Source organism: Falsiroseomonas tokyonensis (assembly GCF_019024325.1).
GTDB classification, from domain to species: Bacteria; Pseudomonadota; Alphaproteobacteria; order Acetobacterales; family Acetobacteraceae; genus Falsiroseomonas; species Falsiroseomonas tokyonensis.
The window spans coordinates 22630-43765 of the sequence record NZ_JAFNJS010000013.1 but is presented as its reverse complement, the minus strand read 5'-3'; the positions used below and the strand labels follow the sequence as shown (position 1 = coordinate 43765).

Sequence of the window (21136 nt, the reverse complement as noted above, 5' to 3'; positions counted from 1 at the left end):
GATGCGTCAACTCGCCGGCCCACTGAAGTGGGTCTGTTGGGGCTGGGCCGCGGCGGCTGCCGCGGTCCACCTCTATTTCGGCGGCACGGGATTTCCCGAGCCGATCCAGATGCGTGGCTTCCACCTGCTGGTCTTCACGCCGCTGCTGTTCCTTCTGTACCCGGCGTCGAAGACGCGGTCGCCGAAGCATCGGCCCTCGGTACTGGACTGGGTCTGGGCCGTGGCTTCCGGCCTGCCGCATGCCTGGGTGATGTGGAACTGGATGGCGGTCGCCGACCGCATGGAATATGTCGACCCCTTCACGCCCACCATGATGGCACTGGGAATCATCGCCATCGTGACGCTGCTGGAGGCGATCCGCCGCGCGGTGGAGCCGGGGCTGGCCATCATGGTGGCCGTCTCGCTCGCCTATATGCAGTTCGGCTGGCTGGTGCCGGGCATGCTGAATGCGCGGCCCTTCTCGCCGCAGGAAATCGTCGAGGCCTCCTGGCTCGTGCCCACCGCCGGCGGCGTCTATGGGCCGCTGACGGGTATCGTCGCCACCATCATCGCCGTCTTCATCCTGTTCGGCAGCTTCATGCAGGGCAGCGGCACGGGGCGGCTGTTCTCCAACTTCGGCACCGCCGTCGCCGGGCGCTATTCGGGCGGGCCGGCCAAGGTGGCGGTGGTGACCAGCGGCCTGTTCGGGACGATGAGCGGGTCCTCCGTCTCCAACGTCATCACCACCGGGTCGATGACCATCCCGCTGATGATGCGCGTGGGCTATCGGCCCGCGGTGGCGGGCGGGATCGAGAGTGCGGCCAGCGTCGGCGGGGCGCTGATGCCGCCGGTGATGGGGGCGGCCGCCTTCGTCATGGCCGAGATCACCAATATCCCCTACGGCAATATCCTGGTCGCCGCCGCCGCCGGCGCGGTGCTGTACTACTTCGCCATCCTCGCCGCGGTGCATTTCGAGGCGAAGAAGCTGGGCCTGGAGCCGGTGCCGGCCAAGGAGATCCCCGCCTGGCGGGAGGTGCTGGCCGATGCCCATCTGGTGATCCCGATCGGCGTGCTGGTCTGGCTGATGACGGAACGCTGGTCCGGCAACTTCGCCGCCTTCTGCGCCACGCTGTCCATGGTGGCCGTGGCCTTCCTGCGGCGGCGCACGCGCATGACGCCGATGCAGGTGCTGGACAGCCTGGCCAGCGCCGGGCTGACCATGGCGCCGCTGGCGGTGACCATCGCCGGGGCTGGCATTGTCGTCTCCGCCCTGACCGCCACCGGCATGGTGGTGGCCTTCGGCGGCATCATCAAGGAACTGGCCGGCGGCGACCTGGCCATGCTGCTGCTGCTGCTGGCGCTGACCGTGCTGGTGCTCGGCATGGGGATCCCGACCACGCCGAGCTACATCATCGCCGCCGCGATCGGCGTGCCGCAGGTGCTGGAACTCGGTAGCTACCTGAATGTGGACATGCTGCAGGCGCACATGTTCGTCTTCTATTTCGCGGTGCTGGCGGATACCACGCCGCCGGTGGCCGCCGCCGCCTTCGCCGCGGCCGCCATCGCGCGCGCCAGCCCGCTGATGACGGCGCTGCATTCCTCCCGCTTCGCGATCGCGGGCTTCGCGGTTGGCTTCGCCTTCATCTACGATCCGGGCATCATGATGCGCGGCGGGCTGGTGCAGATCATCGGCTCCATCGGCATCATGGCCGGCGCGCTGGTGCTGTTCACCTCGGCCTATGCGGGCTTCCTGCTGGCGCCGATGGGCGTTCTGCTGCGCCTGGCGCTGGGTGCGATGGGCCTGGCGGTGGCCTTCCTGCATGTGATTCCGGATGGCGGGCGCTTCGCCCTGGCCTTCCTGTCACTGGGGGTGGTGGCGGCCTGGCAAATGGCGGCGGCACGAACCGCACGCCGCATACAGGGAGAGAAGGCATGATCACCAGGACACTGGCCACGGCGGGGCTGCTGCTGTCGCTCGCGCTGCCCGCGCTGGCGCAGACCATGGCGTCACCCGGGCCGACGCTGACCGCGGTGCGCGCCAAGGGGGCGCTGGATTGTGGCGCGCATCCCGGCGCGCCCGGCTTCGGCGTGATGGACAGCCGCGGCGTCTACAGCGGGCTCGACGGCGATACCTGCCGCGCCATCGCCGCCGCCGTCTTCGGCGATGCGGCCCGCGCGCGCTTTGTCGTTGTCACCTCCGCCGCCAGGCTGCCGGCGCTGCAATCCGGCCAGATCGACGTGCTGCCGCGCACCACCACCTGGACCCAGTCGCGCGACACGGCGAACGGGCTGAACTTCACCGCGGTGAACTTCTACGACGGCCAGGGCTTCCTGCTGCGCACCAGCCTGGGCGTGACCCGCGCGACGCAGCTGGATGGCGCCACCTTCTGCGTCACCTCCGGCACCACCAACGAGCTGAACCTGGCCGACTGGGCACGCAGCAACCGCCTGAATATCCGACCGGTGGTCTTCGAGCAGAATGACGAGACGCGCATCGCCTACCAGTCCGGCCGCTGCGATGTCTTCACCACCGATGCCTCCCAGCTCGCCGGCATCCGATCTGCCCTGCAGAATCCGTCCGAGCATGTGGTGCTGCCGGACATCATCTCGAAGGAGCCGCTGGCGGTGGCGGTGCGGCATGGCGACGACCAGTGGTTCGACATCGTGCGCTGGACCATCTTCGCGCTGATCGAGGCGGAGGAGCTGGGCGTGACCCAGGCCAATGTCGAGGAGATGCTTTCCAGCCCGCGGCCGGAAATCCGCCGCCTGCTCGGCGTCTCCGGCGACCACGGCCCCTTCATGGGCCTGGATCGCCGCTGGGCCTATAACGCCCTCAAGGCGGTGGGAAATTACGGCGAGATCTTCGAGCGCCACCTGGGCCGCAACACCCCGGTGGGCCTGGCCCGCGGCGTGAACGACCTGTGGACGCGCGGCGGGCTGATGTACGCGCCGCCCATTCGTTAGGCGCGCACCATTCCCGTCGGGTAGAGCCGGCCGCCCGGCTCCGCCCGCAACGCCTCCAGCACGAAGCCGCGCGGCATCTCCACCAGTTCATGGATCGGCGCGGTGTCGCGTGCCGCGTCCCAGGCGGCGGCCAGCGGGCGGCCCTCGCAGCCCTCCGTGCCCAGGCCCAGCAGGTGGAGCACGGTGGGCGCGATATCGGTCAGGTCCGCCGGCGCCTGCGCCACGGCGCCGCGGCGGAAGGGGCCGCCCTGCATCACCAGCACCGTCGCCAGCTCCGCCCGATGCAGCCCGCCATGCATGCCGCCACCCTCCGGCACATCCGGCGCATCGAAGGGCGCATGGCCGGCCAGGCCCCATTCATCCGCCTCCGCACTGCCGGCGAAGGTCGCCACCAGATCGGCGCTGCGGCGATGCCCGCTGGCGAGCACCGACAGCGCCATCGCCTGGCCGGCGGGCAGGATGGCCGGATCGCGCGCCAGCAGCGGCCCGGCCCAGGCCTGGGTTGCCAGGAACTCCGCCACCTGCGGCGCCAGCGCCGGGTCGCGGAACCACAGCCCGGGCGCGGCGGCGGGCGCCACCACCACATCCACATCCGCCGCCATGCCGGTGCCGGCGCGAAAACCCGCGCGCCGCAACTCCGCCGCCAGCGAAATCTTGCCGCGCCCCGTCACATGCCCATGGTCGGACAGCACGATCAGGCCGATCTCCGCCGCATCCGGCTGCGCATCCCGCCAGGCCACGATCCGGCCCAGCACCGCATCCGCCGCCCGCAACCCTTCCCGCGCCTCGGCCGAGAGCAGCCCGCCCCAATGGAAGGCGATATCCGGCTCCGACAACCACAGCAGCGCGACATCCGGCCGCAGCTTCGGCAGCACATGCTCCAGCAGCACCCGCCCGGCATGCGCCACCCGGCCGAGATTGGGCACGGCATGCGGCGGCGTCTCGCCCAGGGCCGCGCGCACCTCCGCCGCCGTCGCGCCCTCGCTATCCTCGACATTCCAGCGAAAGCCGCCCAGCCGCTCCGCCGCCGGATGCAGCAGCCGTGCCGCGCCCGCCGTGCCGGCGCTCACCAGCGCAAAACTGCGCCCGGCCTCGGCCAGGCGCTCGCCCAGGCTCGGACGCTCCAGAGGACTCTCCCGCCCCTGCGCCATGGCCAGCACATCCGCCACAAGCTTCGTGCGCAACAAGCGATCCGACGCCACCGCCGCATCGAACAGCGTATTCGCCACCATGCCATGCCCACCCGGCCGGCAGCCCGTGATCAAGGACGGCGTCGCCACGCGCGTCTCACTCGGGAACACACTCCGCGCATTCGCAAGCCGCGTCCCCGCAGCCACCAGGGCCGCCAGATTCGGCGTCGCCTCGACCGACACCATGTCCGGCCGCAACCCATCCAAGGCGACCAGCACGTAACGGGGCATGGACTTCTGACTCCTGAGGTTGAGGGAGGTTTTGCACGGGTGGTTCGCAGGGAGGGCTCTGCCCTCCCTGCACCCTCCCGCGAAGGGGCATTGGCCCCTTCGAACCCGGGGATGAGGGGCAGGATGGAGGAGGGGCTGAAGCAACCGCGGATCAGGCGGTCCCGTCTTGCCCCTCCTCCATCCTGCCCCTTAACGGGATTCCAAAGGGACCACTGTCCCTTTGGCGGGGGTGCAGGGGGCAGCGCCCCCTGCAATCACCCGCGCAACCCAACCTCACCGCAGGGTCGGGTCCAGCCGGTCGCGGAGCCAGTCGCCGAGGAGGGAGACGGAGAGGGTGGTGAGGATGATGGTGAAGGCTGGGGCGAGGAGGATCCAGGGGGCGCGGGTCAGGTATTCGCGGCCGTAGCCGACCATGGAGCCGAGCGAGGTGGCGGGTGGTTGCACGCCGAGGCCGAGGAAGGAGAGGCCGGATTCCAGCAGGATGATTTCCGGGAAGGCCAGGGTCATCGAGACGATGAGGGTGGAGGCGATGTTCGGCAGCACGTGGCGGCCGTAGATCCGCCAGGGGGAGGCGCCGAGCTGGCGCACGGCGGCGGCGTAGCCCTGCCCGCTGGCGGAGATGGCGAGGCCCCGGGCGATGCGGGCGTAGCGTTCCCAGGCGTGGAAGCCGAGCAGGCAGATGAACAGCACCATGGAGTTGCCGAAGAAGGCGAGGACCGACAGCGCCAGGATCAGGAAGGGCAGGCTGGCGGAGAAGTCGACGAGGGCCAGGACGACCTGTTCGACGAAGCCGCGGAAGTGGGCGGCGAGGAAGCCCAGCGTGGTGCCGATGACGGCGCCGATGAGGGTGGCGCCGAAGGCGATGAGCAGGCTCATGCGGATCGAGTAGATCAGCCGCGCCAGCACGTCGCGGCCGAGCTCGTCGGTGCCCAGCGGATGCAGCCAGGTGCCGCCCATGCCGATGGGGGGCGAGAGGCGGTTGCGCAGGTCGAGGGCTGTGTAGGCGTAGGGGCTGATGACATCGGCCAGCAGCGCGGTGGCCAGCATCAGGCTCAGCCAGAGCAGGCCGAAGATCACCATCGGCGGCGGCAGAGGCCGCGCCTTGCGGGGCGCGGTGGTGGACAAAGTGAGGGGGGCGGTGATGTCGGACATGGTTCAGGCCGCCGCGCGCTTGGGTTGGTTGCGAAGCCGCGGGTCCAGCAGGCCGTAGAGCAGATCCACCACCAGGTTGGCGGTGACCATGGTGGCCGCGACCAGCAGCAGGATGCATTGCACGACGGCGAGGTCCCGATTGGCGACCGCGACGACGAGCAGGCGGCCGACGCCGGGCCAGGAGAAGACGCTTTCGACGACGACGGCGCCGGCGATCAGGCTGCCGACCATGAAGCCCACGATGGTGACGGTGGGGATGGCGGCGTTCGGCAGCGCGTGCCCCCAGACCACGGCGTGCCACGGCACGCCCTTGGCGGAGGCGGTGCGGATATAGGGCTGGCCCAGCACTTCGAGCATGGCGGAGCGGGTGAAGCGGGCGAGGACGGCGGCGCCGCCGACGCCCATGGTAATGATGGGCAGGATGGCGTGGCGCCAGCTTTCCTGACCGCCGGAAGGCAGCCATCCGAGCTGCACGGCAAAGACCAGCACCAGCAGCAGGCCCAGCACGAAGGAGGGCACAGTGAAGCCCGCGACGGCCAGCAGCATCACGGCGCGGTCGATGAAGGAATTGCGGTGCAGAGCTGCGGTGATGCCAGCGGGAATGCCGAGGCCGAGCTTGATGATCAGCGCCGGGATGGTCAGCGCCAGCGTGGCGGGAATGCGCTCCGTCACCAGCACGATGGCGTCGCGCCCGTCGCGCATGGACCGCCCGAGGTCGCCCTGGAAGATGGCGCCGAAGTAGTGGAAGTATTGCAGCCAGACCGGCTGATCGAGGCCCCATGCGGTGCGGAAGGCGTCGACGGCCTCGGGCGGCGCATCGGCGCCCATGATGATCTGCGCGGGGTCGCCGGACAGGCGCAGCACGACGAAGGCGAAGGTCACCACCATGATGATGGTGATGGCGGCACGCAGCAGGCGGCTGGCGAGGAATCGCATCATGTCAGGCGGCCTTCTGCAGAGTGCCGGGCGCGATCTCGCCCTGGGCCACATGGCAGGCGACGCGGCGGCCGTCGCCGGGGCGTGGCTTCAGCACGGGCGTTTCGCGCGCACACAGCGCGGAGGCGACGGCGCAGCGCGGATGGAAGGCGCAGCCGGAGGGGCGGTCTGCGGGGTTCGGCGGATCGCCCTGCAGCACGATGCCGCGGCCGATCTTGCCGGGATGCGGGATCGCGGAGACGAGGGCCTGCGCGTAGGGATGCGCCGGGTCGTGCAGCACCTCGTCCGGCTCGCCCTCCTCAACGATGCGGCCGAGATACATCACGGCGACGCGGTGGCTGACCTGCCGCACGGCCCGCAGGTCGTGGCTGATGAACAGGATGCCGAGGCCGAGGCGGGATTGCAGCTCCACCAGCAGGTTCATCACCTGCGCCTGGATCGAGACATCCAGCGCGCTGATCGGCTCATCGCAGACCAGCAGGGAAGGATCGGTGGCCAGCGCGCGAGCCAGCACGGCGCGCTGGCGTTGGCCACCCGAGAGTTCGTGCGGATAGCGCGCGGCCTGGTCGGGGCGCAGCCCGACGCCGCGCAGCAGTTCGGCGACGCGCGTGGCGCGTTCGGCCGGCGTTCCCACGTTGTGGATCTCCAGCGGCTCCGCCACCTGCGCGCCGATCGGCAGGCGGCGATCCAGCGCGCCGAGCGGGTCCTGGAAGACCATCTGCATGCGCGCGCGCAGCTTGCGCCATTCTGGCGTGTTCGGCGTCGGCATGGGGCGGCCCTCGAAGGCCACGCTGCCGTCATCCGGCCGTTCCAGCCCCAGCACCAGGCGCCCGGTGGTGGATTTGCCGCAGCCGGATTCGCCGACGAGACCCAGCGTGCGGCCCCGTTCCAGCGTCAGCGAAACGCCATCGACGGCGCGCACCTCGACCGACCTGCCCAGCACGCCCCGCCGCATCGCGTAGCGCCGCGTGATGCCCTGCGCGACCAGCAGTTCCCCATCCTTCCTCATGCGTAGGCGTTCTCCGGATGCGGGGCGGGAAGGGTGGCACGGATGCAGGCGGCGCGATGGTTGCGCGCCAGGCCCACCGGCTCCGGCACCGCCGCGTCGCAGGCCGAGACATGCATGGCGCAGCGCGGCGCGAAGGCGCAGCCGGGCGGCATGGCCCAGGGTTCCGGCACGCTGCCGGGGATGGCGGAAAGCGGGCGGCGCGGCCCATGCAGCGGCGGCAGCGCGCCGAGCAGGCCGCGCGTATAGGGATGCGCCGGCGCCTCGAACAGCCGCGCAGTGGGCACCTGTTCGACGATGCGCCCGGCATACATGACGCAGACGCGCTCGCAGCTATCGGCGACCACGCCGAGATCGTGCGAGATCAACACCAGCGCCATGCCGGTCTCCTTCCGCAGGTCCTGCAGCAAGGCCAGGATCTGCGCCTGGATGGTGACATCGAGCGCCGTGGTCGGCTCATCCGCCACCAGCAATTCGGGGCGGCCGGCCAGCGCGATGGCGATCATCACGCGCTGGTTCTGCCCGCCCGAAAGCTCGTGCGGCCAGGCATCCAGACGACGCGCGGCGTCGGGGATGCCGACCTGGTCCAGCAGGCGTTTGGCCTCGGCACGCGCCTGCGGGCCATCCATGCCGCGATGCAGGCGCAGCGCCTCCGTGATCTGCTTGCCGATGCGATGCACCGGGTTGAGGCTGCTGGCGGGGTCCTGGAAGATCATGGCGATGCGGCCACCGCGCACGCGGTCCAGCACCTGCGGCCGCGCTGGCAACAACTCCTGCCCATCCAGTTTCACGCTGCCGGAAATGCTGGCGCGGCCGGGCAGCAGGCCCAGCGCGGCCAGCCAGGTGACGGACTTGCCACAGCCGGATTCACCGACAAGGCCGACGGATTCACCGGGCGCGACATCCAGGTCGATGCCGCGCAGCGCGGCCTGCCCATCGAAGCTGACGCGCAGGCCCTTGATGGCGACGAGCGGCGCGCTCATGCGCCGACACGCAGATTGCCGGGTCCAAAGACCATCGCCCAGCCATTCGCGGCGCGCCATTGGATGTCCTTGCGCTTCGCCGTGAAGGCGGCTGCCTGGTGCAGCACGATGTAGCCCGGGTCTTCACGCTCCACGATTGTCAGCAGGCGGCGGAACATCTCGCGCCGACGTTCGAGGTCGGTCTCGGCTTCCAGCGCGGTGGTGACGCGGTTGAACTCCTCATTCGCCCATTCGCCATTGCGCTCGGCCTCGGTGCGCGGGCCGAAGCTGCGCAGGATGCCGGCGACGGGATCGCCGAAGATGGAGGTGTTGGACCAGTCGCGAATGCCGCGCCCCGGCGTGCGGGCAGTGACCTGGGAGAAGTTCTCCAGCATCTCGATCTGCACGTTCAGCCCCACGGCGCGCCACATCTCGACGGCGATCTGCCCGCTGGCGACCTGGTTGGTGTAGTAGTTGTTCAGCAGGCGATAGGTGATCGGCTGGCCCTGGTAGTTCGCCTCCCGCAGCAGCCGGCGCGCCTCCGTCGGGTCGAAGCGCGGATTCTCCCAGTCCTGCAGATACATGGCGCCGTAGCTTTCCAGCTGCATGCCGCGCGGAATCGCGGTGCGCCCGGCCCAGAGCGTCTCCACCAGCACGCGCCGGTCGATGGCATGGGTCATGGCACGGCGGATGCGCGCATCGGCCAGCACGGGGTTGGTCTTGTCGAAGGCCAGCTTGCGGATGTTGTTGATGGGGCTGCCGAGGACCTCGAACCGGCTGTTGCGTTCCACGACGCTGATCTGGTCGGGTGGAATGTCGCAGGCAAAGTCGTACTCGCCGGAGAACAGGCCGTTCACACGACCGGAGACTTCCGGCACCTCGACGAAGCGCAGGCGCCGCGCCGGCGGCCGACCGCCCCAGTAGCTGTCATGCGCTTCCATGACGAGGAAGGTGTCGGGGCGGAAATCCGCGATGCGATAGGGGCCCGTGCCGACGGGTGCGCGGCCCCATTCCAGCCAGCTCGGCGCCGCGGCGAAAGCCTGGCTGGAGAGGATGGCGCCGACGCTCTGCGCCAGGCGGCCTTCCAGCGTCACATCCGGCGTGCGGTTGATGAAGCGCAGCGTGTTGCGCCCCGTGATCTCGATCCGCTCCAGGCCCGGATAGGTGCGGCGGCTGACGGCCACGACCTCGGCCGGCGGCTCCTTCGTCGCAGTGCCTGCCAGCACGCCGGATCGCCCCGCGCCCGTCGCGCCCTGTGTTCCGAACAGGCGCTCGCCGAAGGAGAAGGCGACATCTTCCGCCGTCATCTCCCGCCCGTCATGGAAGCGCACGCCCTGCCGCAGCGTAAGCTCCAGCGTGGCGGCATCCGGGCGGCGCCATGCCGTGGCGAGCCCCGGAACCAGTTCCGCGTTGCCGAGCCAGTTGGTGCCGACCAGCTGTTCCGCATAGAGGCCGTGGATGCGGAAGCCGACATTGGATTGTTCGCGCGGCGGCTCAAAGGTGTTCGAGTTCGACAGCTTCTGCACGGCGATGGTCAGCGTGGGCCGATCGTCGCCTTGGGCGATGGCCGGCATCGCCAGCAGGGTCGGGGCCCCGAGAAGGGCGCGACGAGTAATTCCGGTCATGCTCATGCGCCCCAGTTCCGGCTGCGGAAGTCCATGGTGAAGGATTGTGCCGCGTTCCAGGCGATGTCGCGCCGCTTGGCCGTCAGGTTCACCGACTGGTGCAGCACGGTGTAGGCGGGGTCTTCGCGTTCCGCGATTTCCAGCATGCGACGGAAGGCGGCGCGGCGGCGGGGGCGGTCCGTGCTGGTCTCCAGCTCACCGGACAGGCGGCCGAATTCCTCGTTGCGCCATTCGCCGATCTGCCACTGCTGGCCCTGCGGCCCGTGCTGCGCAGTGATGGAGGCGGTGGGGTCGTTGAAGCTGGCGCTGTTCGACCAGTCGCGCACGCCACGCTGGCCCTCGCGCGACAGGACCTGCGGGAAATTCTCCCGCATCTCGATCTGCACGTTCAGCCCGGCCTGGCGCCAGCCTTCCACCAGGATCTGCGCCGTCGCGGTCTGGTTCGTGTAGTAGTTGTTCAGCAGGCGATAGGGGATCGCCTCGCCGCGGTAATTCGCCTGGCGCAGCAGGCGGCGCGCCTCGGCCAGGTCGAACTTCGGCGCTTCCCAATCGGCGTGGAACATCTCGCCGTAGAATTCGAATTGCAGCCCCTTCGGAACCGGCGCGCGGCCATCCCAAAGCGCGGCGGTGATGGCATCGCGGTCGATCGCATGGGTGAAGGCGCGGCGCACCAGCGGATTGGCCAGAACCGGGTGGTTCTTGTCGAAGACCGTCAGGCGATGGTTCATGATCGGCCCGCCCACCACCTGTTGGCGCGGATTGCGCTGCACCGTCTCGATCTGGTCGGGCGGCATGTCGCAGGCGAAATCGGCCTCGCCCGAGAGCAGCATGTTGATGCGGGAGGCGACTTCCGGCACTTCCATGAAGCGCAGCCGCGCGATCGGCGGTCGGCCGCCCCAATAATCGTCGAAGGCTTCCAGGATCAGCGACTGGTCGGGCCGGAATTCCGCCACGCGATAGGGGCCGGTGCCGATGGGCCGCCGCGCCCAGTCGAGCCAGGAGGCGGATTGTTCGAAGGCGTGGCGGGAGAAAATGGCGCCGACATTGCGGCTGATGCGGCCTTCCAGCGTGACGTCCGGCACCTTGTTGACGAAGCGCACGGTGTGGCGGTCGACAATCTCGATGCGCTCGAAGGCCGGATAGGTGCGGCGTGCCACGGCGAGCACCTCGGGCGGCGGCGTGCGTCCGGGGTTCTGGCCGGGGATCACGGCGAACAGGTTGCGCGCCTGCTCCACCGTCAGGCCCCAGCCCATGCGCTCCGCGCTGAAGGAGAAGGCGACGTCTTCCGCCTCCATCTCCCGCCCGTCATGGAAGCGCACGCCGCGGCGCAGCGAGAGCTCCACCGTGCGGTCGTCGATGCGGCGCCAGGATTCGGCGAGGGCCGGCTTCAGGCCGAGGTCGCCGGTCCAGCTCTGCTCGATCAGCGTCTCGGCGTAGCTGTGCCAGGTGCGGGTGCCGACATTGGACTGCTCGCGCAGCGGCTCCAGCGTATTGGTATTCGCCAGCTTCTGCACCGCGATGGTGACGGTCGGGCGCTGGTCCGCCTGGGCGATGGCGAAGCGCGGCAGGATGAGGGATGCGCCGGCCAGCCCGAAGGCGCCGCGGCGGGTGAGGGTGGTCATTCTCAGGCTCCCCAATTGCTCGCGCGGAAGTCCATGGTGAAGGACTGCGCGGCGCGCCAGGCGATGTCGCGGCGCTTGGCGGTGAAGTTTCCGTTGCGGTGCAGGACGGTGTAGGCGGGGTCGTCACGCTCGATGATCTGCAGCATCTCGGCCCACACCTGCTTGCGGCGCGGACGATCGGTGCTGGATTGCAGCTCCTCGGCCAGCGTGCCGAAGCGCTCATTCCGCCATTCGCCGCGCACCCAGGGCGCGCCGCCGCGGCCGTAATTCGGCACCATCTGCGCGACGGGATCGGGCAGGGAGGAGGATTGCGACCAGTCACGGATTCCCGGCTGCGTCGCGCGGCCGGTGATCTGGCCCCAATTCTCCATCATCTGCAGCTGGACATTCACGCCGGCGGCGCGCCAGCCCTCGATCAGGATCTGCGCGGTCGCGGTCTGGTTGGTGTAGTAGTTGTTCAGGCAGCGATAGGGGATCGGCTCGCCGCGGTAATTCGCCTGGCGCAGCAGGCGACGTGCCTCGGCCAGGTCGAAGCGCGGTACCTGCCAATCGGCCACCAGCATGTCGTCGTAGAAGTCCCATTGCAGGCCACGCGGGATGGAAACGCGCCCGGCCCAGAGCGCATCGACGATCGCCTGCCGGTCGATGCTGTGGCTCAGTGCGCGGCGCACCAGCGGATTGGCCAGCACCGGGTGCTGCTGGTCGAAGCAGATGATGCGGGTGTTGTTGATCGGCCCGCCGGCGACCTCGAAGCGCGCGTTGCGCTCGATCTGCAGGATCTGGTCGGGCGGGATGTCGCAGGCGAAGTCCGCCTCGCCGGAGAGCAGTGCATTGATGCGCGACGCCACTTCCGGCACCTGAACGAAGCGCAGCCGACGGATCGGCGGGCGGCCCTGCCAGTGCTGGTCGAAAGCCTCCAGCACCAGGATCTGGTCGGGCCGGTACTCCGCGACGAAGTAGGGGCCGGTGCCGATGGGCCTGCGCGCCCAGTCCTGCCAGCTCGGCGCCGCTTCGAAGGCGCGGCGATTGGCGATGACGGCGGCGGTGCGCGCCATCTGGCCTTCCAGCGTCAGGTCCGGCGTGCGGTTGATGAGGCGGACGGTGCGCGCATCCACCACCTCCATCCGTTCGAAGCCGGGGAAGATGCGGCGCGCCGTCTGCGCGGCGCCGGCGGGCGGGGCCTTTGCCCCTTCCGGGCCGCCGCCCCACATGCGCTCCGGCCCGAAGGAAAAGGCGACCTCCTCCGCCGTCAGCGGATCGCCATTGTGGAAGCGCACGCCCTCGCGCAGCGTGAATTCCACGCTGCGGTCATCGATGCGGCGCCAGGAGGTGGCGAGGCCCGGCTTCATCGACATGTCGCCGATCCAGTCGGTATCGACCAGCGGCTCGACATAGTTGCGGAAGATGCGGGTGCCGACATTCGACTGCTCGGCCAGCATCTCCAGCATGTTCGAGGTGCTGATGTCCTGCACCGCGATGGTGATGACGGGCCGCGTATCGGCCTGCGCGAAAGCGGGCGCGGCGAGCGCCGCGCCGAGCGGCGCGGCCAGCAGCGAACGGCGGCGGAGCATGGCTCAGGCCCCCCAATTGCCGCTGCGGAAGTCCATCGCGAAGGCGGGGCTGCTCTTCCAGCGGATATCCTTGCGCTTCGCCGTGAAGGTCGCGTTCTGGTGGATCACGGTATAGGCGGGGTCCTCGCGCTCGCAGATCTCCAGCATGCGGCGGAAGACGGCGCGGCGGCGGGCGCGATCCGTGCTGGTTTCCAGCTCGACGGACAGGCGGTTCATCTCCTCATTCGTCCATTCGCCGACCTGCTGCTGCTGGCCGTTCGGGCCGTGCTGGTTGACGATGGAGGAGACGGGATCGTTGAAGGGCGCGCTGTTGGACCAGTCGCGCACGGCGCGCGTCGGGCTGCGCTCCAGGATCTGCGACCAGTTTTCCTTCATTTCGATCTGCACGTTCAGGCCGACCTGGCGCCACATCTCGACCAACACCTGCGCGGTCGCGTTCTGGTTGGTGTAGTAATTGTTCAGCAGGCGATAGGGGATCGGCTCGCCGCGGTAGTTCGCCTCCCGCAGCAGGCGGCGGGCCAGTGCCGGGTCATAGGCGGGCACCGACCAATCCGAATGGAACATCTGGTCGTAGTACGGCCATTGCAGGCCCTTCGGCACCTGCGTGCGACCGGCCCAGAGGCTGTCCACGATCGCCTGGCGGTCCATCGCATGCGTGATGGCACGGCGCACGCGGGCATCGCGCAGCGCGGGATAGGTCTTGTCGAAGCAGATCAGCCGATGGTTCAGGATGGTGCCGCCCTGCACCTCGAAGGCCGCGTTGGATTCGACGCCCGGGATCTGGTCCGGCGGCAGGTCGCAGGCGAATTGGAACTGGCCGGAGAGCAGGCCATTGATGCGGGAGGAAACCTCCGGCACCTCGACGAAGCGGATCTGCTTCAGCGGCGGGCGGCCGCCCCAGTAGGCATCATGCGCGACGAGGGTCAGCGACACGTCGGGGCGGTATTCCGCCACCATATAAGGTCCAGTGGTGATCGGCTTGCGCGCCCATTCCAGCCAGCTCGAGGATTCCTCGAAGCCGCGGCGGCTCATGATCTCGCTGCCATAGCGCGAGAGGCGGCCTTCGAGCGTCACGTCCGGCGTCGCGTTGTGGAAGCGCACCGTGTACTTGTCCACGGCCTCCACACGCTCCAGCGCGGGCCAGGACCGGCGCGCCACGGCGGGCACCTCCGGCGGCAGTTCCTTGCCGGGGCGCGGCGCGGGCATGCCTTCGCCGATCGGGATGGTGCGGCCCTGGGCGGTGGCCAGCGTGGTGCCGAACATGCGGTCGCGGGAGAAGGAGAAGACGACGTCTTCCGCCGTCATCTCGTCGCCATTGTGGAAGCGCACGCCGGGGCGCAGCTTCAGCTCCACCACCTGGTCGGAGATGCGGCGCCATTCGGTGGCCAGCCCCGGCACGGCGCCGAGCTCGCCCAGCCAGTCGCGGCTGATCAGCCCTTCCCAGAGCGAGGAGAAGAAGACGCGCTCGCCCACATTCGACTGCTCGCGCAGCACTTCGAGCGTGTTGCTGTTCACCACCTTCTGCACGGCGATGGTGATGGAAGGCCGGTTGTCGGCCTGCGCGATGGCGAAGCGTGGCAGCGCCAAAGCGGGCGCGGCCAGGACCAGGCGGCGGGAGATCTGCATGGCGGGGCTCCTTATTCGGCGGCGGCGGCGCGCGGGGGCTGCGCGGCGGGCGCCGTGCGGCGCTCCTCCAGCCCCTGCGGCGTGGCACGGAAATGGGTGAGGGTGCGTTCGGCGTGGCTGAGGCGCAGCGACAGCGCGCGCTGCGCATAGTCCTTCACGCGCGCCGCGTAGTCGGGGTCCTCGGCGCGGTTCTCGAACTGGTTCGGGTCGCGCTTCAGGTCGAAGAACAGCGGCGGCAGGGCGGCGAAGTGCACATATTTGTAGTCGGCGTCCTGCACGACGCAGAGGCTCGACGTGTCCATCGTCAGCCCCAGCGCCGTCTCGGGCTGCGAGTAGTGGATGTCGCGGTAGTCGTATTCGTAGTGCAGCAGCTTGCGCCAATCCGCGGGCGTCTCGCCGGCCAGCACCGGCAGCAGAGAACGGCCGTCGCAGGCGCGCGGCACCTCGCCGCCGAGGATGTCGAGGATGGTCGGCATCACGTCCACGCTTTCGGTCAGCGTGTCATCGATGACACCCGGGCGCGCACCCGCGCCCTTGATGACCAGCGGAATCCGAAAACTTTCGTCGAAATAGCCGAGCTTGCCGAGCAGCCAATGGTCGCCGAGCTGCTCGCCATGGTCGGAGGTGAAGATGATGGTCGTGTCATCCCACTGCCCGGTCTGTTCGAGATAGGCGAAGACGCGGCCCAGCGCGTCGTCGATCTCGGTCATCAGCCCGCAATAGCTGGCACGCATCTGGCGAATGCTGGCCTCGTCCAGCCCGGCGCCGGCGCCCTGGCCGCCGCGGAAGAAGGACGCCTGGCCGATGGCGCCTAGATAGTGGCGCAGCAGCGGATGCTGTGCGGCCTCCTCCTCCCAACGCGCGGCCCGGATCGGCGCCGGCATGTCGGCCGGGTCGTACATCGTGTTGTAGGGTGCCGGCGCGATGAAGGGGGGATGCGGACGGTAGTAGCCGAGGTGCAGGAACCAGGGCTTGTCGCCCTTGCCCTTCAGATAGGTCAGCGCCTTTTCCGTGAAGAAGGTGGTGTCCGACAGTTCCTTCGGGATGCGGGAGGGGCGGTTCGTCGCACCCGGCACGGCATCCTCGCCTTCCGGCAGCCAGATATCCTCGCGCTTCGCGGGCAACTCATAGCCCTGATGCGCCAGCCAGCCGAAATAGCCGTCCATGTTCGGCTCGAAGGCGCCGACGCTGCGGAAACCGTCCATCAGGTCGCCGAGCGTGGTGAAGCGCGGGTCCTTCGGGCCGGTGCTGCGCGGGTCCGGCGTGGTCGTCGTATAGCCGATCAGCGCGGGGTCGTAGCCGATCAGGCGCAGCTGCTTGCCGAGATTGGTGTGGCGCGCATCCAGCGGCACCGTGTTCTGCACGGCGCGATGGTTCATCAGGTACAGGCCTGTCAGCAGGCTGGCGCGGGCCGGGCCGCAGGGCACGGTGTTCGTCACATGGTTGCGGAAGGTCACGCCCTCGCGGCACAGCCGGTCCAGGTTCGGCGTGCGCAGGAAGTCCGCGCCGAGGGCGGGCACGAAGTCCGCCCGCCACTGATCCACCACGATGAGAAGTACATTCTTCCGCCTGGCCATGCTGCGCCGCTCCATCCGATGCGGCGGGGCTTAGCCGGGGAGTGGCGACCGTCTTGTGACGGCTGTGCTTAGTCTTTGTGACAGAAGGCCGGGTCGTATTTCTGGCAGAAGGACTCTGCGGACATCTTCCGCATGTCATCCAGACCGCTCGCCAATTGCTCCCGTGTCCAGTCCCACCAGGCGATGCGCTGCAGGCTTTCGCGCACCGCTTCGCTGAAGCGGAAACGCAGCACGCGTGCCGGATTCCCGACCGCGATGGCATAGGGCGGGATGTCCTTCGTCACCACGGCGCCGGCGCCGATGGCCGCGCCGGTGCCGATGCTGACGCCCGGCAGCACGATGACGCCATGGCCGAGCCAGACGTCATGTCCCAGCGTCACGCGGAAGCCGCGCCGCCAGTCGAAGAAGCCGGCCTCGTCGGCACCCAGGCCATAGGCGCTGGCGCGATAGGTGACATGGCTCAGCGCCACGCGTTCCAGCGGATGATTGCCAGGATTGACGCGCGTGTGGCTGGCGATGGAGCAGAACTTGCCGATCGTCGCGTAGATGATCTGGCTGTCGTGCACGACGTAGGAGTAGTCGCCGAACTCCGTCTCCGCGATCGAGGTGCGGGCGCCGACTTCCGTGTAGATGCCGAAGCGCGTGTCGCGCACGCTGGCGGTGGGGTCGATGCAGGGCTCAAGTCCCAGCTGCTTCTTCGCCGTGGCGGGATCCTGGTAGATGGTCATGCGCGGATCAGCCTCAATCGCAGCCGGCGGCTGCACCAGTCGATGACACCAACGGCCACCAGGATCATCAGTACGATGAAGGCGGCCTGATCCCAGTTGTTGATTCGGATGCGGTCGGACAAGGCCAGGCCGATGCCGCCGGCGCCTACCACGCCGAGGATGGTGGCGGAGCGCGTGTTGGATTCGAAGGTATAGAGCACCTGCGCCAGCATCACGGGTGCTGCCTGCGGCAGCAGCCCGAAGCGGATGGCCTGCAGGCGGGATCCGCCCGCGGCGCGCACGCCCTCCACCTGCCGACGCTCGGCGGATTCCAGCGCCTCGGCAAAGACCTTGGCCAGCATGCCGGTATCCGGCACGGCCAGCGCCAGGATGCCGGCAAAGGGGCCCATGCCGACGGCGGAGACGAAGATCAGCGCCCAGACCAGGCTATCCACTGCGCGCAGCCCGTCATAGCTGCGGCGGATGGTGAAGCGCGCCAAGGTGTTCGCCACGACATTGCCGGCGCCGAGGAAGGACAGCGGCAGCGCCACCAGGGCGGCCAGCAGCGTGCCGAGGAAGGCCATGGCCAGCGTCTCCGCCAGCGCGCCCAGCAGGTCCCGCAAAGCACCGCCGGGCGAGGGCGGCCACATCAGCGCCACCAGCCATCCCAGTTTCTGCACCCCCTCCAGCACGCGGGCGGGCGAGGCATCGACGCGCCAGAGGCCGACCACCAGCAGCAGGAAGCCGGCGCCGAAGATCAGCGGCGCGCCGCGCAGCGCCCTCATGCCGCGCGCAGCGCCTCGGCGCCGATCACGCGATGCCGCAGGCGCTCGCAGCCCAGGTCGATCAGCGTCACTGCCAGCAGGATCAGCAGCAGGATGGCGGAGATGTCCGGGTAGGAGAATTGACGGACGGAGAGGTACAGCTCCTCCCCGATCCCGCCGGCGCCGACGATGCCGAGCACCGAGGCCTCCCGCACATTGATCTCGAAGCGCAGCAGGCCGAGGGACAGCAGCCCGGGCAGGGATTGCGGCAGCACGCCGTAGCGCATGGCCTGGCCCCAGCCGCTGCCGGTGGCGCGCAGCGCATCCACCGGGCCCAGATCGGCATTCTCATGCAGCTCCGCGAACTGCTTGCCGAGCGCGCCCATGGTGTGGAGCGCGATCGCCAACACGCCGGCGAAGGGGCCGAGGCCGAAGGCGTAGACGAAGATCAGCGCGAAGACGAGCACCGGCACCGTACGCGCCAGCTCCAGCAGCCGCCGGGTGACGGAGACGGACCAGGCCGGCGCCAAGGTGGTGGCGGCAGGGAAGGACAGCAGCAGCGCCGCGCCCGCGCCCAGCACCGTGCCGGTATAGGCGATCAGCACGGTGTCCAGCAGCAGGCCGACCCACAGGTCGAGCCCCCACATCCACTCGGCGAGATCGGCCCAAAGCGTCTCCGCCCGCAGCACGGGGATGGTGCGCCAGATATAGTCCAGCGCCATGGGGATGCCGGCGGCCAGCCGCGCGAGGCTCACCTCGCCCAGCTGCGCCGCCACCGCGACCAGCAGAAGGAAGACCGCCAGCCACAGACCGCGCGCCAGCCGCCGCCGGCTTGTCTGCCGCTGCCAGGCCTGTTCGGCCGCGGCGAGGGATGCGCTCACGAGCGCTGGCGGCGGCGCTGCAGGTTCTCCTCGACCACTGCGATCACGTCGAGATAGTCGGCATGCGTCGTCTCCACCAGGCCGATGGCGCCGGATGCGGCGACGGCGAAGGCGGCGGGGTCGCGTTCCGGCATGGCGAAGACCGCCGCAGCCCAGTCCCGCCGCAGATCCGCCGGCAGGTCGCCGCGCATCACCCAGGGGGAATTCGGGATCAGCGGGCTGGTCCAGACGATGCGGGTGGTGCCGGGCTGGATCATGCCCTTCTCCTCCATCCGCTGGATATTGCCGCGCGTGGGATTGGACCAGAAGGTGGCGCCGGCATCGTAGGTGCCGTTGAGCACGGCGATGACGCTCTGCTCATGGCTGCCGGAGAAGCCCGTGCGGCCGAAGAAGCTGGTGGGGTCGAAGCCTTCCTTGCGCAGGAAATAGGCCGGGAAGGCGAAGCCGGAGGTGGAATTGGGATCGGCGAAGGCGAAGGACTTGCCGCGCAGATCCTCGATCCGCCGATAGGGGCTGTCCGCCTTCACGAAAGCGACGCTGTGATAGCCGGTGCCGCCCTCACTGTCCCGGTCGCGGGCGAAGGCGATGATGCGCTCGCCCATCACGCGGCGGGCCAGGGCATAGGTGGCGGGCCCGAAGCGGGCGAATTCCACATTGCTGCTGCGCAGCGCTTCCACCACCCCGGCATAGTCGGTGGCGCGATAGACGCGCAGCGGCACGCCAAGCGTGCGCTGGATATAGTCCTGGAAGGGCTGCTGCCGGGCCACCGCGTCGCGCTCATTCTCGGCCGAGGAGATGCCGAGGCGCAGCTCGCGGTAATTGGCGCGCCAGCCGGACTGGGCGCGGGCCAGGCGGGGGGCGGCAAGGGCAGGGGCCAGCAGGGCGGCGGCAAGGGTGCGGCGGCGGATCATCGCGCGACCTCCGGAAAGGGGTGCGGCGATCTAGCGCGGCCAGCATTGCAGTCGCTTGACGGTCCGGTGACGGTGTCGGGACGCCCGGCCGATTTCGCGCCCAATGCGGGAGTGGTCCGGATCAGCGGCCTTGCGCGGCGGCGGGCGGCGCGGTTGATTGTTATGCTATACAACAATCGCCCTGCCCGGCCATTGCCAAGGCTGGCGGCGGCGACACATGGGCAGGTCGGATAGGGGAGACAGCGGCATGCGCACTCAGGTCGGCATCATCGGCGCGGGTCCGGCGGGGCTGCTGCTGTCCCACCTGCTGCACCTGGCAGGCATCGACAGTGTCGTGCTGGAGGCGCGGTCCCGCGCCTATGTCGAGGAACGCGTGCGCGCCGGCCTGCTGGAACAGGGCAGTGTGGACACGCTGACGGAGGCCGGCGTGGCGGATCGCCTGCACCGCCAGGGCCTGGCGCATCACGGCATCGAGCTGCGCTTCGACGGCGTCGGCCACCGCATCCCGCTGACGGACCTGACCGGCAAGGTGGTGACCATCTATGGGCAGCAGGAGGTGGTGAAGGACCTGATCGCCGCCCGCCTGGCCGCCGGCACCCATTCCGGCAACCCCGCGATCCTGTTCGAGGTCTCGGACGTCGCGGTGCACGACGTGACGAGCGAGAACCCGCGCATCAGCTTCACCCATGAGGGGGTGGCGCAGGTGCTGGATTGCGTCTTCATCGGCGGCTGCGACGGCTTCCACGGCATCTGCCGCGGCGCGATCCCGGAGGAGCTGATCCGCGTCTATGACCGCATCTACCCCTTCGCCTGGCTCGGCATCCTGGCCCATTCCAGGCCGGTCTCGGAGGAACTGATCTACGCCCGCCACCAGGAGGGTTTTGCGCTGGCCACCATGCGGTCGGAGACCATCAGCCGCCTCTACCTGCAATGCGCGCCGGACGAGAACCTGGACGAATGGCCGGATTCCCGCATCTGGGAAGAACTGCACAAGCGCCTCGGCTGCGGGGAGGAGCTGCAGGAAGGCCCGATCTTCCAGAAGGGCGTCACCGCCATGCGCAGCTATGTGGTGGAGCCGATGCGCCATGGCCGGCTGTTCCTGGCCGGGGACGCCGCCCATATCGTGCCGCCCACCGGCGCCAAGGGCATGAACCTGGCCATTGCCGATATCCGCGTGCTGGCGCGCGGGCTGGAACGCTTCTTCGCGAAGAACGACGCCGGCCTGCTGGAGGACTACTCCAAAATCTGCCTGCGCCGGATCTGGAAGGGGCAGCGCTTCTCCTGGTGGATGACCTCCATGCTGCACCGTTTCGACGGCGCCGACCCCTTCGAGCATCGCGTGCAGGTGGCGGAGCTGGACTATGTCTCGACCAGCCAGGCCGCCATGACGACGCTGGCGGAGAACTATGTAGGCCTGCCCTACGAGATATAG

At 69.3% G+C, this 21136-nt stretch carries 17 protein-coding genes; 3 read left to right on the top strand and 14 right to left on the bottom strand.

Annotation, left to right across the window (positions count from 1 at the left end):
• Window position 1 precedes the first annotated feature (1 nt).
• Both J3S20_RS27305 and J3S20_RS27300 read left to right on the top strand, forming a co-directional pair.
• Window positions 2–1915 carry a TRAP transporter permease gene (locus J3S20_RS27305; protein WP_216840095.1) on the top strand — a complete coding sequence of 638 codons (1914 nt, stop codon included), beginning with the start codon at window positions 2–4 and terminating at the stop codon, window positions 1913–1915.
• Window positions 1912–2943: an amino acid ABC transporter substrate-binding protein gene (locus J3S20_RS27300; RefSeq protein ID WP_216840094.1), complete on the top strand. Its 1032-nt coding sequence runs from the start codon at window positions 1912–1914 to the stop codon at window positions 2941–2943. Before J3S20_RS27305 ends, J3S20_RS27300 begins: the two co-directional genes overlap by 4 nt.
• Here the strand turns inward: J3S20_RS27300 and J3S20_RS27295 are convergent.
• The 14 genes from J3S20_RS27295 to phnD form a co-directional block, all read right to left on the bottom strand.
• Window positions 2940–4364 carry an alkaline phosphatase family protein gene (locus J3S20_RS27295; RefSeq protein WP_216840093.1) on the bottom strand — a complete coding sequence of 475 codons (1425 nt, stop codon included), beginning with the start codon at window positions 4362–4364 and terminating at the stop codon, window positions 2940–2942. The genes J3S20_RS27300 and J3S20_RS27295 overlap by 4 nt on opposite strands.
• Window positions 4365–4637: 273 nt before the next feature.
• Window positions 4638–5516, bottom strand: a complete 879-nt coding sequence (locus J3S20_RS27290) for an ABC transporter permease (protein WP_216840092.1) — start codon at window positions 5514–5516, stop codon at window positions 4638–4640.
• A gap of 3 nt (window positions 5517–5519) precedes the next feature.
• On the bottom strand, window positions 5520–6455 hold the full coding sequence (locus J3S20_RS27285) for an ABC transporter permease (RefSeq protein WP_216840091.1): 936 nt from the start codon (window positions 6453–6455) through the stop codon (window positions 5520–5522).
• Between the two features lies 1 nt (window position 6456).
• Entirely contained in the window at window positions 6457–7461 is a 1005-nt protein-coding gene (locus J3S20_RS27280; protein WP_216840090.1) for an ABC transporter ATP-binding protein, read from the bottom strand.
• Window positions 7458–8441: an ABC transporter ATP-binding protein gene (locus J3S20_RS27275; protein ID WP_216840089.1), complete on the bottom strand. Its 984-nt coding sequence runs from the start codon at window positions 8439–8441 to the stop codon at window positions 7458–7460. The genes J3S20_RS27280 and J3S20_RS27275 overlap by 4 nt, the downstream gene beginning before the upstream one ends.
• Window positions 8438–10051, bottom strand: a complete 1614-nt coding sequence (locus tag J3S20_RS27270) for an ABC transporter substrate-binding protein (RefSeq protein WP_343215314.1) — start codon at window positions 10049–10051, stop codon at window positions 8438–8440. The genes J3S20_RS27275 and J3S20_RS27270 overlap by 4 nt, the downstream gene beginning before the upstream one ends.
• Complete coding sequence (locus tag J3S20_RS27265) at window positions 10048–11667, bottom strand: ABC transporter substrate-binding protein (RefSeq protein ID WP_216840088.1); 1620 nt, start codon at window positions 11665–11667, stop codon at window positions 10048–10050. Before J3S20_RS27265 ends, J3S20_RS27270 begins: the two co-directional genes overlap by 4 nt.
• Before the next feature lie 2 nt (window positions 11668–11669).
• Window positions 11670–13238, bottom strand: a complete 1569-nt coding sequence (locus J3S20_RS27260; protein ID WP_216840087.1) for an ABC transporter substrate-binding protein — start codon at window positions 13236–13238, stop codon at window positions 11670–11672.
• Between the two features lie 3 nt (window positions 13239–13241).
• On the bottom strand, window positions 13242–14864 hold the full coding sequence (locus J3S20_RS27255; protein ID WP_216840086.1) for an ABC transporter substrate-binding protein: 1623 nt from the start codon (window positions 14862–14864) through the stop codon (window positions 13242–13244).
• Between the two features lie 11 nt (window positions 14865–14875).
• The gene (pehA, locus tag J3S20_RS27250) at window positions 14876–16441 is read right to left on the bottom strand and encodes a phosphoric/sulfuric ester hydrolase PehA (protein ID WP_216840085.1); all 1566 of its coding nucleotides are present in this window, start codon (window positions 16439–16441) and stop codon (window positions 14876–14878) included.
• A gap of 68 nt (window positions 16442–16509) precedes the next feature.
• A complete protein-coding gene (locus J3S20_RS27245; RefSeq protein ID WP_216840084.1) occupies window positions 16510–17169 on the bottom strand; it encodes an LbetaH domain-containing protein in 660 nt (219 codons plus the stop codon).
• Window positions 17166–17933, bottom strand: coding sequence for a phosphonate ABC transporter, permease protein PhnE (gene phnE, locus J3S20_RS27240; protein ID WP_216840083.1), 768 nt, complete (start codon window positions 17931–17933; stop codon window positions 17166–17168). Before phnE (J3S20_RS27240) ends, J3S20_RS27245 begins: the two co-directional genes overlap by 4 nt.
• A complete protein-coding gene (gene phnE / locus J3S20_RS27235; RefSeq protein ID WP_216840082.1) occupies window positions 17930–18793 on the bottom strand; it encodes a phosphonate ABC transporter, permease protein PhnE in 864 nt (287 codons plus the stop codon). Before phnE (J3S20_RS27235) ends, phnE (J3S20_RS27240) begins: the two co-directional genes overlap by 4 nt.
• Window positions 18790–19704 carry a phosphonate ABC transporter substrate-binding protein gene (phnD, locus tag J3S20_RS27230; RefSeq protein WP_216840081.1) on the bottom strand — a complete coding sequence of 305 codons (915 nt, stop codon included), beginning with the start codon at window positions 19702–19704 and terminating at the stop codon, window positions 18790–18792. The genes phnE (J3S20_RS27235) and phnD overlap by 4 nt, the downstream gene beginning before the upstream one ends.
• Window positions 19705–19951: 247 nt before the next feature.
• Between phnD and pobA the strand changes: the two genes are divergently transcribed.
• The gene (gene pobA, locus J3S20_RS27225) at window positions 19952–21136 is read left to right on the top strand and encodes a 4-hydroxybenzoate 3-monooxygenase (RefSeq protein ID WP_216840080.1); all 1185 of its coding nucleotides are present in this window, start codon (window positions 19952–19954) and stop codon (window positions 21134–21136) included.

Excerpts from the sequence above, each read along its gene's own strand:
- J3S20_RS27280 (WP_216840090.1), bottom strand. The coding sequence starts at position 7,461 with ATGAGGAAGGATGGGGAACTGCTGGTCGCGCAGGGCATCACGCGGCGC.
- J3S20_RS27245 (WP_216840084.1), bottom strand. The coding sequence starts at position 17,169 with ATGACCATCTACCAGGATCCCGCCACGGCGAAGAAGCAGCTGGGACTT.
- J3S20_RS27285 (WP_216840091.1), bottom strand. The coding sequence starts at position 6,455 with ATGATGCGATTCCTCGCCAGCCGCCTGCTGCGTGCCGCCATCACCATC.
- phnE (WP_216840083.1), bottom strand. The coding sequence starts at position 17,933 with ATGAGGGCGCTGCGCGGCGCGCCGCTGATCTTCGGCGCCGGCTTCCTG.
- J3S20_RS27260 (WP_216840087.1), bottom strand. The coding sequence starts at position 13,238 with ATGCTCCGCCGCCGTTCGCTGCTGGCCGCGCCGCTCGGCGCGGCGCTC.
- J3S20_RS27275 (WP_216840089.1), bottom strand. The coding sequence starts at position 8,441 with ATGAGCGCGCCGCTCGTCGCCATCAAGGGCCTGCGCGTCAGCTTCGAT.
- J3S20_RS27265 (WP_216840088.1), bottom strand. The coding sequence starts at position 11,667 with ATGACCACCCTCACCCGCCGCGGCGCCTTCGGGCTGGCCGGCGCATCC.
- J3S20_RS27295 (WP_216840093.1), bottom strand. The coding sequence starts at position 4,364 with ATGCCCCGTTACGTGCTGGTCGCCTTGGATGGGTTGCGGCCGGACATG.
- pobA (WP_216840080.1), top strand. The coding sequence starts at position 19,952 with ATGCGCACTCAGGTCGGCATCATCGGCGCGGGTCCGGCGGGGCTGCTG.
- phnD (WP_216840081.1), bottom strand. The coding sequence starts at position 19,704 with ATGATCCGCCGCCGCACCCTTGCCGCCGCCCTGCTGGCCCCTGCCCTT.
- J3S20_RS27305 (WP_216840095.1), top strand. The coding sequence starts at position 2 with ATGCGTCAACTCGCCGGCCCACTGAAGTGGGTCTGTTGGGGCTGGGCC.
- J3S20_RS27300 (WP_216840094.1), top strand. The coding sequence starts at position 1,912 with ATGATCACCAGGACACTGGCCACGGCGGGGCTGCTGCTGTCGCTCGCG.
- J3S20_RS27255 (WP_216840086.1), bottom strand. The coding sequence starts at position 14,864 with ATGCAGATCTCCCGCCGCCTGGTCCTGGCCGCGCCCGCTTTGGCGCTG.
- J3S20_RS27290 (WP_216840092.1), bottom strand. The coding sequence starts at position 5,516 with ATGTCCGACATCACCGCCCCCCTCACTTTGTCCACCACCGCGCCCCGC.
- J3S20_RS27270 (WP_343215314.1), bottom strand. The coding sequence starts at position 10,051 with ATGAGCATGACCGGAATTACTCGTCGCGCCCTTCTCGGGGCCCCGACC.
- pehA (WP_216840085.1), bottom strand. The coding sequence starts at position 16,441 with ATGGCCAGGCGGAAGAATGTACTTCTCATCGTGGTGGATCAGTGGCGG.